The sequence below is a fragment of the Kitasatospora sp. NPDC036755 genome, assembly GCF_040636595.1.
Taxonomy (GTDB): domain Bacteria; phylum Actinomycetota; class Actinomycetes; order Streptomycetales; family Streptomycetaceae; genus Kitasatospora.
Map to the genome: position 1 here is coordinate 1 of NZ_JBEZUT010000053.1, position 16,348 is coordinate 16,348.

Annotated in this window: 16 protein-coding genes, 1 tRNA gene and 1 pseudogene; 10 read left to right on the forward strand and 8 right to left on the reverse strand. The window is 71.3% G+C overall.

Going from position 1 to position 16,348, the window contains the following annotated elements:
• Positions 1-7 precede the first annotated feature (7 nt).
• The gene (locus tag AB0E96_RS10950) at positions 8-679 is read right to left on the reverse strand and encodes a DUF461 domain-containing protein (RefSeq protein ID WP_359821240.1); all 672 of its coding nucleotides are present in this window, start codon (positions 677-679) and stop codon (positions 8-10) included.
• 427 nt (positions 680-1,106) lie between these two features.
• Between AB0E96_RS10950 and AB0E96_RS10955 the strand changes: the two genes are divergently transcribed.
• From AB0E96_RS10955 to AB0E96_RS10985, 7 genes are all read left to right on the forward strand, one after another.
• Positions 1,107-1,589, forward strand: a complete 483-nt coding sequence (locus tag AB0E96_RS10955) for a CarD family transcriptional regulator (protein WP_014136563.1) — start codon at positions 1,107-1,109, stop codon at positions 1,587-1,589.
• A gap of 296 nt (positions 1,590-1,885) precedes the next feature.
• Positions 1,886-2,641: a 2-C-methyl-D-erythritol 4-phosphate cytidylyltransferase gene (gene ispD, locus AB0E96_RS10960; protein ID WP_359821312.1), complete on the forward strand. Its 756-nt coding sequence runs from the start codon at positions 1,886-1,888 to the stop codon at positions 2,639-2,641.
• Complete coding sequence (ispF, locus tag AB0E96_RS10965; protein ID WP_359821242.1) at positions 2,631-3,149, forward strand: 2-C-methyl-D-erythritol 2,4-cyclodiphosphate synthase; 519 nt, start codon at positions 2,631-2,633, stop codon at positions 3,147-3,149. Before ispD ends, ispF begins: the two co-directional genes overlap by 11 nt.
• Before the next feature lie 142 nt (positions 3,150-3,291).
• Positions 3,292-3,684 carry a PPOX class F420-dependent oxidoreductase gene (locus tag AB0E96_RS10970; protein WP_359821245.1) on the forward strand — a complete coding sequence of 131 codons (393 nt, stop codon included), beginning with the start codon at positions 3,292-3,294 and terminating at the stop codon, positions 3,682-3,684.
• A gap of 97 nt (positions 3,685-3,781) precedes the next feature.
• A complete protein-coding gene (cysS, locus tag AB0E96_RS10975) occupies positions 3,782-5,176 on the forward strand; it encodes a cysteine--tRNA ligase (protein WP_359821246.1) in 1,395 nt (464 codons plus the stop codon).
• A gap of 137 nt (positions 5,177-5,313) precedes the next feature.
• Complete coding sequence (gene rlmB, locus AB0E96_RS10980; RefSeq protein ID WP_359821249.1) at positions 5,314-6,306, forward strand: 23S rRNA (guanosine(2251)-2'-O)-methyltransferase RlmB; 993 nt, start codon at positions 5,314-5,316, stop codon at positions 6,304-6,306.
• Between the two features lie 287 nt (positions 6,307-6,593).
• A complete protein-coding gene (locus AB0E96_RS10985; protein WP_359821252.1) occupies positions 6,594-8,270 on the forward strand; it encodes a DoxX family membrane protein in 1,677 nt (558 codons plus the stop codon).
• A gap of 192 nt (positions 8,271-8,462) precedes the next feature.
• Here AB0E96_RS10985 and AB0E96_RS10990 read toward each other — a convergent pair whose 3' ends face one another.
• The 3 genes from AB0E96_RS10990 to ugpC form a co-directional block, all read right to left on the reverse strand.
• Positions 8,463-9,254, reverse strand: a complete 792-nt coding sequence (locus tag AB0E96_RS10990; RefSeq protein ID WP_359821254.1) for a nucleotidyltransferase family protein — start codon at positions 9,252-9,254, stop codon at positions 8,463-8,465.
• Between the two features lie 141 nt (positions 9,255-9,395).
• On the reverse strand, positions 9,396-9,851 hold the full coding sequence (locus AB0E96_RS10995; RefSeq protein WP_359821256.1) for a hypothetical protein: 456 nt from the start codon (positions 9,849-9,851) through the stop codon (positions 9,396-9,398).
• A 243-nt stretch (positions 9,852-10,094) separates the two neighbouring features.
• Positions 10,095-11,186: a sn-glycerol-3-phosphate ABC transporter ATP-binding protein UgpC gene (gene ugpC / locus AB0E96_RS11000; protein ID WP_359821258.1), complete on the reverse strand. Its 1,092-nt coding sequence runs from the start codon at positions 11,184-11,186 to the stop codon at positions 10,095-10,097.
• Between the two features lie 283 nt (positions 11,187-11,469).
• On the opposite strand from ugpC, the gene AB0E96_RS11005 reads away from it, so the two are divergent.
• A tRNA-Thr gene (locus AB0E96_RS11005) sits at positions 11,470-11,546 on the forward strand.
• A 752-nt stretch (positions 11,547-12,298) separates the two neighbouring features.
• Here the strand turns inward: AB0E96_RS11005 and AB0E96_RS11010 are convergent.
• The 4 genes and pseudogenes from AB0E96_RS11010 to AB0E96_RS11025 all read right to left on the reverse strand — a co-directional run.
• Positions 12,299-12,598: a hypothetical protein gene (locus AB0E96_RS11010; protein ID WP_359821260.1), complete on the reverse strand. Its 300-nt coding sequence runs from the start codon at positions 12,596-12,598 to the stop codon at positions 12,299-12,301.
• Entirely contained in the window at positions 12,595-13,458 is an 864-nt protein-coding gene (locus tag AB0E96_RS11015; RefSeq protein WP_359821263.1) for an IS1634 family transposase, read from the reverse strand. The genes AB0E96_RS11010 and AB0E96_RS11015 overlap by 4 nt, the downstream gene beginning before the upstream one ends.
• Entirely contained in the window at positions 13,452-13,859 is a 408-nt protein-coding gene (locus tag AB0E96_RS11020; protein WP_359821266.1) for a hypothetical protein, read from the reverse strand. Before AB0E96_RS11020 ends, AB0E96_RS11015 begins: the two co-directional genes overlap by 7 nt.
• Positions 13,860-14,200: 341 nt before the next feature.
• Positions 14,201-14,447: pseudogene (locus AB0E96_RS11025) on the reverse strand (DUF255 domain-containing protein); the annotation flags it as partial.
• A 102-nt stretch (positions 14,448-14,549) separates the two neighbouring features.
• Between AB0E96_RS11025 and AB0E96_RS11030 the strand changes: the two are divergent.
• Together AB0E96_RS11030 and AB0E96_RS11035 are read left to right on the forward strand one after the other, a co-directional pair.
• Entirely contained in the window at positions 14,550-14,807 is a 258-nt protein-coding gene (locus tag AB0E96_RS11030) for a hypothetical protein (protein ID WP_359821268.1), read from the forward strand.
• Positions 14,808-14,992: 185 nt separating this feature from the next.
• Positions 14,993-15,850, forward strand: a complete 858-nt coding sequence (locus AB0E96_RS11035; protein ID WP_359821271.1) for a LysR family transcriptional regulator — start codon at positions 14,993-14,995, stop codon at positions 15,848-15,850.
• The last annotated feature ends 498 nt before the right edge of the window (positions 15,851-16,348 follow it).

Here is a 16,348-nt window from a genome sequence, read left to right on the forward strand (position 1 = left end):
TTCTGCGTCAGTGCGCGGCCGGGACGCCCGGGGCGGTGGTGGTGCCGGCCGGGACGGCGGCACCGGGGGTCGGCGCGCCCGGGGTGGTGGCGCCGGCGGACGGGGCGGTGGCACCGGGCGTGGCGGTCTTGGCGGGGGTGGCGGTCGGCGACGGGGTCGGCCCGAAGCCCTGGTAGAGGCCGCGGCCGTGCTCGCCCGAGTCGGGGCTCACGGCGGCCTGGGCCTCGACCTTCTGGCCGTCCTTGAAGGTGAAGACGGTCGGGGCGAAGCCGCCGACGTGGACGGTCGCGGAGGCGGCGGTGGCGGACGGGTTGCCCTGGCCGCCGATCACCACCGAGCCACCGGCCGGGACGACGATCTCGGACAGCGGAGCGCCGGCGGCGTCCGCGAAGGTGGCAGCGGCACCGCCGACGGTGACGGACTGGAGCTCGGCCGGGGTGGTCGCGGTGTTCGCGATGTTGACGACCACGTTCGCGGGGCCGGTGTGGTCGCCGGAGGCGCCCTCCGCCGTGACGACCACGATGTTGTTCAGCCGGAGGTTCGTTCCGAGGGTCGCCGCCGCGTTGTCCGGCTTGATCTGCAGGGTGTCCGGCGTGTTGCCGGCGGCGCAGGAGGACAGCGAGGCGATGGCGATGGCGGCGATGGCGGCGATGCTGCCGCGTCGAAGGCTGCGGCTCACGGCGGCGGCTTCTCCTAGGTCACGTGTCGGAAGGTCAGGTCTCAGATTATCGACCTCGCTTATGCGCTCCTCACGGGGTGGTCCCCGTGTCGCACTCCCGGGGGCCTGCGGGGGCCGTCCGGCGGTACGTTCGGCATGTCCGGGTCACGCGGAGGACAAGGTTCGACCAAGATCGAATAACGATTGGGTCGCGACCGGAAAAGGGGTGAAAGCTCAAGATCCAATCATGGTTGCGGGGGTGTTGCGCAAGGGTTTCGTCGAACCCCGGAACCGCCTCCGACCTGCGGGAAGCCCCTCTCGAACATCGGTCGCAGCACGTCATGGGGGTCCTTGTCAAGCCCCGAGACCGGCCCTGACCTGCGAAAACGCCCTTCGGGTGCGCCGCGAACCGTGTTATTCTGGAAAGCCACGGAAGGGGTCCTGTCACATGACGTTCAAGGTTGGCGACACGGTGGTCTACCCCCATCACGGGGCCGCGCTGATCGAGGCCATCGAAACTCGCCAGATCAAAGGTGTGGACAAGACCTACCTGGTGCTCAAGGTGCAGCAGGGAGACCTGACGCTCCGCGTGCCCGCCGAGAACGCGGAGTTCGTCGGCGTGCGCGATGTGGTCGGCCAGGAGGGTCTGGACCGGGTCTTCGAGGTGCTGCGGGCACCGTACACGGAAGAGCCGACCAACTGGTCCCGTCGCTACAAGGCGAACCTGGAGAAGCTCGCCTCGGGCGACGTCATCAAGGTCGCCGAGGTCGTCCGCGACCTGTGGCGCCGCGAGCGCGAGCGCGGCCTCTCGGCCGGCGAGAAGCGGATGCTCGCGAAGGCGCGCCAGATCCTCGTCAGCGAGCTCGCGCTGGCGGAGAACACCAACGAGGACAAGGCGGAGACGCTGCTCGACGAGGTCCTCGCCTCGTAGCACGTCACCGCTCGTGCGGTCGGGCTGCCGCCCAACGCTCACAGCGCCCGGTGCCGGCGCACCACTTCTCGGACGAACCGTCCGGGAGTGGTGCAGTGGCACTTCGGGCGCTGAGGCATGTCCGGACCACGCCACCCGCCCGAGCCGGCCCAGGCTTGCAAGACCGTTTCTGCGCCCGCTGTTGCGCGGAGCTTGCGGAGCTGTGCGGCGGGCGGTGGACCGTGGTTCTTCGGAAGGGGCCCGGTGCGCCCGCCGGGCACGCCATGGCCATACCCACTTCGCCGAAGGAGTGAAACCTGAACGCGTCAGGAGCAGTCGCAGCAGCAGTGGTGCCCGCCGCCGGACGGGGTGAGCGGCTGGGGCCCGGGGCCCCGAAGGCCCTGCGGGAACTGGGGGGCGTGCCGCTCCTGGTGCACGCCGTCCGGGCCCTGGCCCGCAGCCGGGCGGTCGGCCTGGTCGTGGTCGCCGCCCCCGCCGACGGGGTGGCCGAGGTGGTCGCCCTGCTGGACAGCCACGGGCTGGACGACAAGGACATCCGGGTGGTGGCCGGCGGGGCGACCCGCCAGGAGTCGGTCCGGCTGGGCCTGGCCGCGATCCCGGACGAGGTCGGGATCGTGCTGGTGCACGACGCGGCCCGCCCGCTGGTCCCGGTCGAGGTGGTGGACGCCGTCGCGGCCGCCGTCCGGGCCGGGGCGCACGCCGTGGTGCCCGCGGTGCCGCTGGCCGACACGGTGAAGCGGGTCGAACCCAACCCGGGCGGCCCCGAGCCGGTGCTCGACACGCCCGAGCGCGCCACCCTGCGCGCCGTGCAGACCCCGCAGGGCTTCGACCGGGCCACCCTGGTCGAGGTGCACGCCAAGGCGCTGGCCGAGGAGAGCGCCGGCACCGCCGACGCGCCCCCGGTCACCGACGACGCCGGCCTGGTCGAGCGCTACGGCGGTCGGGTCGTCGTGGTGCCCGGCCACGAGGAGGCGTTCAAGGTCACCCGTCCGCTGGACCTCGTGCTCGCCGAGGCCGTACTCGCCCGCAGGAGGGCCGCCGATGCCTACTGACCCGCAGACCCCGGTGATCCCCGTGATCCCGGTGATCCCCCGCGTCGGGATCGGCACCGACGTGCACGCCTTCGAGGCCGGCCGCCCGCTCCGGGTGGCCGGGCTGGACTGGCCGGACGCCGGGGACGGCCTCTCCGGGCACTCGGACGCCGACGTCGCCGCCCACGCCGCCTGCGATGCGCTGTTCTCGGCCGCCGGGATCGGCGACCTGGGCGCCCACTTCGGCACCGACCGCCCGGAGTGGGCCGGCGCGTCCGGGGTGAAGCTGCTCGGCGAGGCGGCCCGGCTGGTCCGCGCGGCGGGCTTCGAGATCGGCAACGTGTCGGTCCAGGTGATCGGTGTGCGGCCGAAGATCGGCAAGCGGCGGGCCGAGGCGCAGGCCGCGCTGTCCGAGGCGGTCGGCGCCCCGGTGGCCGTCTCCGGCACCACGACCGACGGTCTGGGGCTGACCGGCCGGGCCGAGGGCCTGGCCGCGATCGCCACCGCCCTGGTGTACGAACGGCGTTGAGCCGCTCGTGCCGGGGGGCGGGAACAACCCGTACCTGACGGGTGTTCACCCGGTGTTCCGGGGGCCCGGGTCGCTAGTGTTCGACCCGGGCCCGCGCGGGGCTTCCGCTCGGGCCGCGAGCCGCGACGAGAAGAGGTTTCCGATGGGTGTCGAACTCGCCGACAAGGTCAAGAATCTGCTCGACAGCAAGAGCTTCGCCGTGGTCTCCACGATCCAGCCCGACGGGAGCCCGCAGGCTTCGGTGGTCTGGGTCAAGCGGGACGGCGACGACATCCTGTTCTCCACTGTCCAGGGCCGCCGCAAGCACCTCAACCTGGTCAGGGACCCGCGCCTGTCGCTCGTGATCAACTCGCAGGACAACCCGTACGAGTACTTCGAGGCGCGCGGCGAGGCCACGCTGACCACCGAGGGCGGGCGCGAGCTGATCGACGAGCTGTCCCACAAGTACATGGGCAAGGACTACGGCTTCGACGGCCCGGACGACGTCCGGGTGGTCGTCCGGATCTCCCCGCGCAAGGTGGTCGGCACCATCTGATCCACCCGACCCCGCCCCGCCGTTTCCCCGGGACCACGCCCCCGTCCTCCCGGGGAATGTGGCGGGGCACCCCCCGCTGCCCACTACGCTGGACGCTGTGAGCATTCGTCTGTACGACACCAGCACCCGCCAGGTACGCGACTTCGTCCCGCTTGTACCGGGTTGTGTCTCGATCTACCTGTGCGGCGCTACCGTCCAGTCGGCGCCACACATCGGGCACATCCGGTCCGGGCTCAACTTCGACATCATGCAGCGGTGGTTCGCCTACCGCGGCTACCAGGTGACCTTCGTCCGCAACGTCACCGACATCGACGACAAGATCATCACCAAGGAGCGCGAGCTCGGCACGCCGTGGTGGCAGATCGGCTACGAGAACGAGCGGGCCTTCAACGCCGGCTACGACGCGCTGGGCTGCCTGCCGCCGACCGTCGAGCCGCGGGCCACCGGGCACATCCCCGAGATGATCGAGATGATGCGCGGGCTCATCGAGAAGGGCCACGCCTACGCGGCCGACGGCAACGTCTACTTCGACGTGCGGTCGTACCCCGACTACCTGGCGCTCTCCAACCAGAAGCTGGACGACCTACGCCAGCCCGAGGGCGAGGGCGAGACCGGCAAGCGGGACCAGCGCGACTTCGCGATGTGGAAGTCCGCCAAGCCGGGCGAGCCGAGCTGGGACACCCCGTGGGGCCGCGGCCGTCCCGGCTGGCACCTGGAGTGCTCCGCGATGGCCCACAAGTACCTCGGCGAGGCCTTCGACATCCACGGCGGCGGGCTGGACCTGATCTTCCCGCACCACGAGAACGAGATCGCCCAGTCCAAGGCCTACGGTGACGACTTCGCCGGCTTCTGGGTGCACAACGCCTGGGTCACCATGGCCGGCGAGAAGATGAGCAAGTCGCTGGGCAACTCGGTGCTGGTCTCCGAGATGGTCCGGGCGTGGCGGCCGATCGTGCTCCGCTACTACCTCGCGGGCCCGCACTACCGCTCGATGATCGAGTACAGCGAGGAGTCGCTGCGCGAGGCCGAGGCCGGCTTCGGCCGGATCGAGGGCTTCGTCCAGCGCGCCGTGGAGCGCTGCGGCACGGTCGACGCGGCGCCCGAGGTGCCGCCGGCCTTCGCCGAGGCGATGGACGACGACTTCGGCGTGCCGCAGGCGCTGGCCGTCGTGCACACCGCCGTCCGCCAGGGCAACAGCGCCCTGAACGCGGACGACAAGGAGAGCGTGGTGGCGCGACTCGCCGAGGTCCGTGCGATGCTCGGTGTACTGGGCCTCGACCCGCTCGACCGGCACTGGGCCGGGGCGGAGCGCGGTGAGGACCTCCACGGCGTGGTCGACTCGCTGGTCCGTCTGGTCCTGGACCAGCGGCAGGCGGCGCGCGAGCGCAAGGACTTCGCCACCGCGGATGCCATCCGCGACCAGCTCGGCCTGGCCGGGCTGGCGATCGAGGACACCCCGTCCGGCCCGCGCTGGACGATCAACAGCCAGTAACCCCATCCGACGATCGGGGTGATGGGTGGGCCGTACCGGACCGGTGCGGCCCTCCCGCATGACGTAGCGCATGCCGTCGACCGCCACCGGGCAGACCGGGGCGGTCGGGGCATGCCGGACAGACAGGAAGTACAGCCATGGCCGGCAACAGCCAGCGCAGGAACCGCCGCAACCCCGGATCGAAGAAGGGCGCGTCTGTCGGTACCGGCGGGCACAGCCGGAAGGCCCTGCAGGGCAAGGGCCCGACCCCGCCCGGCGAGGAGCGCAAGGGCCACCCCAAGCAGCGGGCCGCCAACGCCGCGGTCAAGCGCGAGCGGGACGCCAAGGCCCGGGCCGGCATGCGCCGGGCCGGCGGCGGCGGTCGCGGCGGTCGCGGCGGCGCGGGCAGCGCCGAGCTGGTCTTCGGCCGCAACTCGGTGGTCGAGGCCCTGCAGGGCGACGTGCCGGCCAACGCGCTGTACGTCCAGCAGTTCATCGACACCGACGACCGGGTCCGCGACGCCTTCCAGGCCGCCAACGACCGCGGCATCCCGCTGATGGAAGCCCCGCGGCCCCAGCTGGACCAGATGACCGGCGGGATGAACCACCAGGGCCTGGTGCTCCAGGTGCCGCCGTACGAGTACGCGCACCCCGACGACCTGCTGGCGGACGCCGCCGACGCCGGCCAGGACGCGCTGATCATCGCGCTGGACGGCGTGACCGACTCGCGCAACCTGGGCGCCGTCGTCCGCTCGGCCGCCGCCTTCGGCGCGCACGGCGTGGTCATCCCCGAGCGCCGCGCGGCCGGCATGACCGCCGGCGCCTGGAAGACCTCCTCCGGCGCCGCGGCCCGGCTGCCCGTCGCCCGGGCCACCAACATGACCCGCACCCTGGAGGCCTACCAGAAGGCCGGCCTGATGGTCGTCGGCCTGGCCGCCGACGGCGAGGCCGAGATCGGCGACCTGGACCTGCTGACCGGTCCGGTCGTGATCGTCGCGGGCAGCGAGGGCAAGGGCCTGTCCCGGCTGGTCTCGGAGACCTGCGACATGCGGGTCCGGATCCCGATGTCCGGCCTGACCGAGTCGCTGAACGCCGGTGTCGCGGCGGGCATCGTGCTGTACGAGGCCGCGCGGCTGCGCGCCAAGCGCTGAGCACGGGCGCCGAGTGCTGAATCCGGGCGTCCGACGCTGAGCGCGGGCGTCCGGGGCTGAGCTCGGGCGCCGGGTGCTGAGCTCGGGCGTCCGACGCTGAATCCGGGCGTCCGGCGCTGAGCACGGCGGGGGTGCGGAGCGCAGGCGATCTTCCGAATTCCCCGCAACGCGAGTGAAGGCGATCGGGCCCGATCGGGCCCGATCGCTTTTTTCATGATCATTTCAAGTGTGCGTCGGACCTCCACCCGGGAGAGTGTCCTAAGCGGCCGTCACCCGGTTAGACGGGCGTGGACACCAGAACACCTCGGCGCCCCCTGTTCGGCGACGGCAGCACCGGGATAGACGCGGGCCCCGGCCTCAACACCGTCAAGGTGGAGTCGGACCCTTCGCGGCTCAGCAGCACCCAGGCGAGCTTCCGGCTCCGGCTCGGCGCCCCGGTGGCGCCGCTGATCGACGCCCCGCCCGGACTGCTGTCCACCGGTGCCGCGTTCGGCGACCCGTACGCCAACCAGGGCCTGATCCGCCGTCCGCTGGTCACCCCGCAGGTCGTCGTGGCCGCCTCCGCCGTCCCCGCGCTGGCCGGGGCCGGGGTCGGTGGCGCGCCGCGCCGCAAGGGCCGGGTCACCGCCGTCACCTGGACCGGCCAGGCGCCCCCCGGCGACCTCGCGGCCACCCAGCTGCTGGAAGCGGTGCGCCTCGGCGGCACCCCCGCCGGCGGCGTCCGCCTGGTCGAGCCCGACACCCAGCTGCTCCCCTCCCTCGCGGGCGTCCGGACCCTCCCGCGCCAGCCGCGCGAGGGCACCGGCACCGCCACCGACGCGGGCGTCGGGCCGGTCGGCGAGCCGCACGGCTGGACCCCGAGCGGCGAACTGCCCGAGGTCTCCGCCGTCGACGCCGCGGGCAAGCAGCCCTGGTACCCCGGCCGCCGCGTCGACCTCGGCCTGGTGCTGCTGCCGCTGCGCGCCGTCCTCGGCGCGCTGTCCGTCTACGCCGGGTTCAGCAAGCTCTGCGACCCGGTGTACTTCGACGGCGGCGAGCGCGGCTCGATGATGCGCTGGCTCTCCTCGCTGCACCCCTGGAAGGTCGCCGAACCGCTGCTGGCGTTCGCCATGGCGCACCCGGTGGGCGCCGGCCTGGTGGTGTCGTTCACCCAGATCGTGGTCGGCGTGCTGACCGTCCTCGGCCTCTGGCAGCGGCTCGCCGCCGGTGCGGCGATGGCGCTCTCCGCCGCGCTGCTGTTCACCGTCAGCTGGCGGGCCGTCCCGGTCTACGACACCCCGGACCTGATCTTCCTCGCGGCGTGGAGCCCGCTGCTGATCGCCGGGGCACCGTTCGCCTCACTGGACGGACGGCTCAGCCTGGAGGCCTGGCGCCGGTACGGCGCGGACGCGTCCGGGGCGCTGCGCCGCCGGGTGCTGCGCCGCGGCACCGTCGTCACCACGGTCGTGGTCGGCCTGACCCTGCTGCTCGGCTCGATGCTCGGCGCCGCCGTCCGCACCGGCGCCCGGGCACACCAGGCACCGGACCGTCCGGCCACCGACTACGGCACCCCGGTCTGGCCGTCCGGCGGCCCGTCCGGAGCCTCCGGAGCCCCCGGCGGCAAGGGCACGTCCACCACGCCCCCGCCCGCCGCCCCGCGCCCGGCCACCCCGACACCGAGCGCGACCACCCCGCCGGCCGCCACACCCTCCAAGCCCGCCACCCCGACGCCGAGCGGCAAGGGGCACTCGGGTAAGCCGGAGGCCGGGTCGGGCTCCTCCCCGGCCGCGTCCGCCCCCGCCGGCGGTTCGGGCGGCACCGCTCCCGCGTCGCGCAGCACCCCGGGTGCCGGCGGCGCGGGGCCGGCGTCCAAGTCCAGCCCCAGCTCCGGCGGGCTGCTCGGCGGGGTGCTGGGCAGCGCACCGCTGTCCGACCTGTCCGGCGGCCGGGCGGCCTCCCACCCGGGGGCGCCTACCGCGACCTGAGGCCCCCGTGACGGCGATCGGCCGGGCGCTCCGTGGGGGAGCGCCCGGCCGACGTGCGTCCGCGGGCGGTACTGCGGCCGTGGGAGCGGGCGGTTCGCTCCGGGGGCGTGCCGCTCAGGGGCGGTGTCGCTCGCGGGCAGGGGCGCTCGGGGGCAGGGGCGCTCTCGGGCGGTGTCGCTCGCGCCGGGCGGCTCAGCGGGGCGCCCGGCCCGCGCCGGAGGCGAGCTCCTTGGCCGCCTCGGTGAGGTCCTTGGCGGTGTCGATCGCCCGCCAGTACACGCCCTGCGGCAGCTGGTAGCCCGCCAGCCGCTTGCCGCGGGCGAGTTGGGGGAAGGTGGTGCGCTCGTGGTCGCCCACGTCCGGCAGCAGCTCGGCGAACTCCGGGCTGAACACGTACAGGCCCGCGTTGATCAGGAACGGCGAGGGCGGGGCCTCGATGAAGTCCAGCACGTTGCCGAACTGGTCGGTCTCCACCGCGCCCCAGGGGATCCGCGGCCGGGCCAGGGCGAGCGTCGCGACGGCGTCCCGCTCGTGGTGGAAGGCGGCCATCTCGCGCAGGCTGAAGCGGGTCCAGATGTCGCCGTTGGTGGCGTACCAGGGCTCCTCCGGGCGGGGCAGGGCCTTGGCCGCGTACTTGAGCCCGCCGCCGCGCCCGAGCGGCTCCGCCTCGACCACCGTGCGCACCCGCAGCGGCAGGTCCGCCTTGTCCAGCCACTCCTCCAGGACGTCGGCGAGGTGCCCGCAGGAGATCACGACGTCGGTGACGCCCTCCTCGGCCAGCCAGGCCAGCTGGTGGCCGACGATCGGCGTGCCCGTCCCGGGGATCTCGACCAGCGGCTTCGGGCGGTCGTCCGTGTACGGGCGCAGCCGGGAGCCCTGGCCGCCGGCCAGGATGACGGCCTGGGTGACGGGCGTCGTGGTCGGCCGGGGGCGCGGGTGCTGGGCGGACGGGAGGTCGGCGGTGGCGCCGGAGTCTGCGGTCATGGCTGAACCCTAAGGCGGGGGACGCGGGGCGTCCGCCGCCTCAGGGCTCGGGTTCCTCGGCCGGCCGGCTTCCCCGGCCTTCCGGCGTCCGCGGTTCTACGGCGTCCGCGGCTCTCTGGCGTCCGCGGCTCTCCGGCGTCCTCAGCCGACGACGCCGGCCGCGAACGACCCGTCGCAGACCGGACGGGCGAAGGAACGCGCCCGCTGGACGTCGCCCTGGTACTTGCGGACCGCCGCCTTGCCCAGCTCGGTGGACAGCGAGGTGCAGTACGGCGTCAGCGACGGCTGCTCGCGCATCGAGCGCTCCAGCAGGTCCAGCGCGGCGGAAGGGTTCTTCGCGCGCAGCTCGTCCAGCAGCGCCACCCGCAGCGACTCCTGCGGAGCGAGCCCGTCCGAGGCCTTGGCCGCGGCACCGGCCGCGTTGTTGGAGCGCCCGATCCCGGCGCCGTCGCCGCTGGACGCCGCCACGACCTGCTGGTCGAGCCCGGTCGGTGGGGCCCACGGGACCCGGGTCACGGCGAGGGTGCCGGTGGTCACCAGGACGACCGGCAGGGTCAGGGCGACGGTCTGGCCGATACGGCGCAACAGCTGCTTCACCCTCAGGAGAGTAGCGGTGCGTGCGGGCCGTATCGCCCTCCGTTACCCCATCGAGTGACACGGTGTCCGGGTTCGTCCCCCCGCCGTGTTGACGCGGGGCGGCCGGAGCCCGCGGGGGAAGCCGGCCGGCCGACCGTCCACGGCCGACGTCCATGGCCGATGTCCACGGACGCCGACCGGAAACGGCCGGAGCCCGCCGGACCGCGAGGGTCCGACGGGCTCCGGTGTCGTGCGGAGGTCGCGTCAGTTGCTCAGGCGCAGGCCGGAGCTGGTGGAGAAGACGTGGGTCTCGTTGGCGATCGGCACGACGTGGACGGTCTCGCCGCGGGCCGGGATCTGACGGCCGGGCACGCGGACGACCAGGTCGTGGTCCTCGCCGCCGATCTGGGTGGTGCCGTAGACGAAGCCGTCCGAGCCGAGCTCCTCGACCACGTTGACCGTCACCGCGACGCCCTCGATGCCGCCCGACGGGACGATCTCGAAGTGCTCGGGGCGGATGCCGACGGTCACCGTCTTGTCGGTGCCGGCGCCGGCCAGGTTCTCGCGGGAGATGTTGACGACCGAGCCGCCGAACTTCACGCCGCCGTCCACCAGCGGCACCTTGACCAGGTTCATGGCCGGCGAGCCGATGAAGCCGGCGACGAACAGGTTGGCGGGCTTGTCGTACATGTTGCGCGGGGTGTCGACCTGCTGGAGCAGACCGTCCTTGAGCACCGCGACCCGGTCGCCCATGGTGAGCGCCTCGGTCTGGTCGTGGGTCACGTAGACCGTGGTGATGCCCAGGCGGCGCTGCAGGCCGGCGATCTGGGTGCGGGTCGAGACGCGGAGCTTGGCGTCCAGGTTCGACAGCGGCTCGTCCATCAGGAAGACCTGCGGCTGGCGGACGATCGCGCGGCCCATCGCGACGCGCTGGCGCTGACCGCCGGAGAGCGCCTTCGGCTTGCGGTCCAGCAGCTCGGTGAGGTCGAGGATCTTCGCCGCCTCCTCGACCTTGGTGCGGATCTCCGTCTTGTTCACGCCGGCGATCCGGAGCGCGAAGCCCATGTTGTCGGCGACGGTCATGTGCGGGTAGAGCGCGTAGTTCTGGAACACCATGGCGATGTCCCGGTCCTTCGGCGGCAGGTGGGTGACGTCGCGGTCACCGATCCGGATCGCACCGGAGTTGACGTCCTCCAGGCCGGCCAGCATGCGCAGGCTGGTCGACTTGCCGCAGCCCGAGGGGCCGACCAGCACGAGGAACTCGCCGTCCGCGATGTCCAGGTCCAGCGCGTCCACCGAGGGCTTGTCCGCCCCGGGGTAGACACGGGTCGCCTGGTCGTACGTGACAGAAGCCATGTTCGTTGTTCTCCTTCACCGGCAGGAACGTGCCGGACGATCCGAGTAAAGGGGGTCTGTTGTGCTCCGCCGGCCCACCAGTGGTCTGAACCACTGCGCGAACCGACTCCCGGCGACGCTACCTGCGCTTCCGCCGCTTGTCAGCCCCCGCCCCACTCGATTTCGGCATCGGTTCCATCACGCCCACCCATCCCACCAACCCCCGGATATCCCCCCATCCCCTCACCCGGGCCCGGTAGACTGCCCCCCGGTGCCGCCGCGACCCGTCGCGGACGGCCACCGTGCCTCCTTAGCTCAGCTGGCCAGAGCACCGCTCTTGTAAAGCGGGGGTCGTCGGTTCGAACCCGACAGGGGGCTCCAAAACGGACATTTTTTCGAGGTGAAATGGACAATCGGGACGCGTATTTTGTCCCTCTGTCGCGCGACCCGTCCCTCGGGGCCTCTGGGCCCCATTCGCAAAGTTGCAGGTCGGGGCACGTGCGGCGCATTTTGTCCGCCTGATGAGCCTGCGCCCACGGTCCGGTGCTCAACGCGCTCTTCGGGCTAGATTTCCCATGAAACTGCAGGTCGGGGCATGTCTTGATGCACGGAGAGCAACTGGAACGACCCCCGCCTATGCGGGCGGAGGCTCACCCGTTTGGGTCAACGGCATTTCTGCAGTTCAGCGGCGCCTCAGATCTGCCCTGCCGGTGTCGGCACACATTCGGCACACATCAGAGTCGATCATGGCCAGTGAATCCGCGCGTGCTGCCGCCAGAAGCGAGCCCGGTCGCTGTGCCCAGAAGTGGCACTGGAGTCCTCGCGCTCTGCTGCGTCTCGTCAGTGCTGTGGCGATCCGCGTGTCGCTGAGGCGCCTGTTGGAGTGCTGGCGCGATAGCTGCTCCGAGTGACGATGATGGGTGCCCTCAGGGTGGCGGTCAGCTGCTCGGCGTTCATGCGTAGTAGGTGCCGTCGGTGGGCAGCAGGTGGGGCGGGGAGAGGATGTCAGCGTTCACCCGAGTTCGACAGTTGGTGGGCATGTAAGTGCCCGTGATCACGGCTCTGAGCTGGCGTTTGGGCAGTGCGGGAGTGAGGGGGCGTGTGCCCGCGCTCCCGGAGGATGTTTGGCCTGGTCAGCGCGTGACCGCGGGTTCCAGGCCGTCCATCTTTGGCGGCGTCGGGATGCCGCCGTCCTTGAGGACCTGCGTCTGTAGGTCTGTGGGCTCGGTGAGCCGGCGGAGAGCGCCAGTGGGTCCGGTGAGGGTGACTTGGTGCAGGCGGGGGAATTCGTTCCTGACGGTGCGCCAGGTGGTGTTGGTGCGGCGTTCGGCGACGCGGATCAGCAGCAGGGAGAGCCAGCACAACAGCACGTGGGCGCGGATGCGTTCGTCGACGCGGTGATAGACGGGTCGCAGGTTGAGGGTGTTCTTCATGGTGCGGAGAGCCGTCCGGTTGCGGGATGCTGCTTGAGCCAGCGGCCCAGACTGGGGTGGTCGCGAAGGACGCACTCGGCCTTTCGGTGCACCGCGTCGGAGGGTTTCGGAGCGCGTTTGAGGCCGGCCTTGGCCGCGCGGGTGCGGGCTCTGCTGGCGTCCTGCTCGCGGGCGGTCTTGATCCGTTCCAACTCGTCTTCGATGGCGGCGAGTTGCTCTGATCTGCGGGTGGCGTCGCGTCCGGCTTCGGCCGGGTTGTGGCAGATGATCCAACGGCGGCCTGGGTCGCTGGCCAGGCGGACTTCCTTGACGCGCAGGTTGTCGCGGACCATCTGGTAGCGCCCCTGGCGGGCAAGGGCTTCGGGGGCCTTGGCGGAGCCGTCGCGCATCTTCATCCCGGCGATGTAGTGGCCGCCGGCGCGGGTCAGGCAGGCCAGGTTCGCCTCGGAGCTGAAGCCGGAGTCGACCACGGTGACCACCCGGCCCAGGCGCCAGGCGCGTAGGTCGGCGCGGACCTGCTCGATGACGGTCTGGTCGTTGGTCGAACCGGGCCAGACCCAGCAGCGGACCGGGATGCCCTCGTGGGTGACCGCCAGGCAGATGACGATCTGCGGTAGGTCGGGGCGGTGGTCCTTGGAGTGTCCGAACCGGCGGAGCGACCCGTCGCTGTCAGGGGTGTCGCGTTCGAAGTAGGTGCTGGTGGTGTCGGAGAAGACGACGTCGACCTCCAGGTCGAGCAGGTTCGCGGCGGCGAAGGACACCGCCTCCTGGACCGCGGCCTGCGTGTTCTCGTCGACGAGCAGGTCCATGGCCCGGTAGGCGTGCTGCTCGGCCACTTCGCCGGCCCCGGGGATCACCACGTCCGAGGACGCCCAGTCGACGGCGGCCCGCTTGGAGTCGGGGCGATGGCGCGGTTGGCGACCAGCGCGAACAGCGCGCGTTCCAGGTCGGTGCGAAACCGGCGTGTGTCCAGCACCTCGCCCAGGGCCGTGTCGATGCCCAACAGCTTCCACAGCCTGTCCAGCAGCCAGGTCGCGCCGATCGCCCGGGACGCGGCCACCTGCAGCGAGCCGTCCTCTCCCATGGCGAGCGGCGCGGCGGCGTCCTGGTCGCCAGCGCCGAGGTAGCGGTTGAGGAAGGCGACCAGCCGGCGCAGGGAGTCCAGGTCGAGCCGGTCCTCGCGGCCCAGGTTAAGCAGGACCTCGGCCTTCGTGGTGCCGTCCGACCGGTAGTTGGTGGCCAACTGCACGTAGCGGACCACGCTACCGTCCTTGTTCCGGCGCTGAATCTTCCGCACGTACATGCGCGCAGAATGCCGCATCCACCGACGTCACCGGCGCCGAAGACCGGGATTGCGCATGTCCGCCCAGCCAAGTGCTCTAGACCACTCGCAGGCCGTTCATCGGCGATAACACCCCATCAGACCCGGACGTGTGCCCGCCAACTGTCGAAGCCGGGGTTCAGCGTGGGGGTCAACCCGCGCTCCGGGCGCGAAGTTACCGAGTAGGAATCCGAGGCTCCCCGAGGGGGTTCGCCGGGTCTCTCGCTGTCGGCCACTCGCTGCGGGCACTGGGCCGTTATTGCCCACCCGGCGGTCGTCATCACCGCATCCGGCCGCTCCTCCCGGTCCACCTTCACCGAGACGAGCCGCTCGTTCAGGTACTGGGCCAGGCCCTCGCCATCAAGGACTTGTGCGCCATCACGTGGCACCAATGAATTACCAGAAGCATAAGTGGCAGGACGCATACCCCACCGACAACATGATGGGGACGTCCCGCCGCTTCGCTTCATTGATCGCCTCCTCTCCCCGTGGCCGCCAATCCACCGGATTGGGGGCGTGCTGGAGCAGGTAAGGCGACTGCTCGTTGGCCAGTCGATTCCTACCGACATCGTCGCACGACCCGGACCGTCCGGCCCAGCACCCGAGGCCGGACCAGGAGCAGGAACTTATATGCAGAACGCAACCAAGAGGCCTGTAGATGCCACTCCGGCCGAGGAGACTGGGCCGAGCGATCTTGCGCGGACAGCGGAGTACAGCGACGGCTTCGGGGAGGCCATCTCTGACGGCGTGACATCGTCGGGCCGCAGGGACGACGCGCTCGATGCCGGCCAGCTGAACCTTGAGCTTCTCGGCGAACAGCAGGCTTCCGCCGCGGCATGCGTCCGCCTGGACCTACACGACTTATCCGAAGCGGAATTCGGCCGGTGAGCAAGTAGTTCGCCCTCGTCGAGGTGTCCGGACCTGGGGATGTGCAGCTCGTCACGGCTTGCGTTCGGATACCCAGCCAGCCCTGACGAGGGCACAGGGAACAGCCAATTCACGTAATTGTGATGCCGGTCACATGGATGCGACAGTGCGTCCCGGTGAACGTGCGGGGTGATAGGCATGGCGTTATGGGGATCGAGCTTCACCATCTAAGGGGATTTCTTGCAGTGGCCGAGGAGCGCCAGTTCACGCGGGCGGCATCCAGGCTGCACGTGACACAGCCGACCCTCAGCCGCACGATACGGGTCCTGGAGGAACAGATGGGGGAGCGTCTACTGGATCGGACCACTCGCCGGGTGGCACTGACATTGGCAGGCGAACGCTTATACAGGGACCTGTCCGAACTATTGCCGCGGCTGGATGCAGCCCTCCGGTCCAGTGATGCGAGGGTCGCGTTGCGCCTCGTATTCGCATGGGGGCTCCCTGGCACCTGGCTCCGGGAGGCCGTGGTCCGCTTCGAGGAGGCCACGGGGGTGCAGGTGGATCTGATCCGGCGGGACAACCCGCTCGCGGAGCTCGAGCGCGGCGAGGCGGATGCGGCGCTGGCGTGGGGGCGGGTGCCGTCGCCGAGTCTGCCGGCGGTGACGATCCTGCATGAGGCGCGCATAGCCGCGGTCGGACGCGGCTCCGTCTGGGCGGCCCGTGGGTGGATCGACTGGTTCGAGTTCGTCGACATCCCTTTGGTCGCCAACGTGGTGAGCGATGCCACGCCACCCGAGGAGTGGGTGTCCGAGCGTCGCCCCCGGGTGGCCGCGCGGGTGGGGAATCTTGAGGAGGGCCTGGAGGCGGTGGCGGCGGACCGCGGCATCGCTGTCGTCCCGGAGGCGGTCGCACGGAGGTACGCGCACCCCTCGGTAGTCTTCATTCCGGTGCGCCACGCGCCTGCGGTCCCCTTGAACCTGGTCTCCTTCCGGCAGGGCAGGCACCCGCTCGCCGCGCAGTTCGTCGACATGGCGTTCGAGGCTGCGGCTGCGGCACGGCACTGAGGCCCATGGGGTCGGGCGTGCGGAGGGGTCAGCGGGTGCCCATTCATGCAGCCGACGCATATATCGGGCGGATTTTCTATTTCTCAGCCGATCCGTCGGAACGTATGCTCAAATCGAACTGATGGCGGGAGTGATTTCCTCTCCGGCCTCATTCGGATCGGGGGATCGGGGGGTCCTATGTTGCAGTGTGAAACTTTGGCGTATCCGGAATTCCGGCTTACGGCTGGGCGGCGATCGGCCGATCGAATTTCCGTCGCCGCCCCGTTTTCCACGACTGGGCTGGCTTCCTGTTCTGTCGACTGCCCCCTGATGGCATAATTCTGCGCCCTCAGGCACGGAACGGTCTGCGACATCCTTCGGTGCGGGTCTGCCTGCAGAATCGGAATCCGCCGCACCGTCGTCAGCATTTCCCTGACGGTTTCCACACCCGCATCGAAATGCAATGGCGGCGCACCGTGTCGTCTTTTCCTCTACTCTGCGGTGAATGCCGAAATGCGG

Bases quoted from the DNA above. Each gene is read 5' to 3' on its own strand.
- AB0E96_RS10955 (WP_014136563.1), top strand. From the start codon at position 1,107: ATGACGTTCAAGGTTGGCGACACGGTGGTCTACCCCCATCACGGGGCC.
- ispF (WP_359821242.1), top strand. From the start codon at position 2,631: ATGCCTACTGACCCGCAGACCCCGGTGATCCCCGTGATCCCGGTGATC.
- AB0E96_RS10970 (WP_359821245.1), top strand. From the start codon at position 3,292: ATGGGTGTCGAACTCGCCGACAAGGTCAAGAATCTGCTCGACAGCAAG.
- rlmB (WP_359821249.1), top strand. From the start codon at position 5,314: ATGGCCGGCAACAGCCAGCGCAGGAACCGCCGCAACCCCGGATCGAAG.
- AB0E96_RS10990 (WP_359821254.1), bottom strand. From the start codon at position 9,254: ATGACCGCAGACTCCGGCGCCACCGCCGACCTCCCGTCCGCCCAGCAC.
- ugpC (WP_359821258.1), bottom strand. From the start codon at position 11,186: ATGGCTTCTGTCACGTACGACCAGGCGACCCGTGTCTACCCCGGGGCG.
- AB0E96_RS11010 (WP_359821260.1), bottom strand. From the start codon at position 12,598: ATGAAGAACACCCTCAACCTGCGACCCGTCTATCACCGCGTCGACGAA.
- AB0E96_RS11030 (WP_359821268.1), top strand. From the start codon at position 14,550: ATGCAGAACGCAACCAAGAGGCCTGTAGATGCCACTCCGGCCGAGGAG.
- AB0E96_RS11035 (WP_359821271.1), top strand. From the start codon at position 14,993: ATGGGGATCGAGCTTCACCATCTAAGGGGATTTCTTGCAGTGGCCGAG.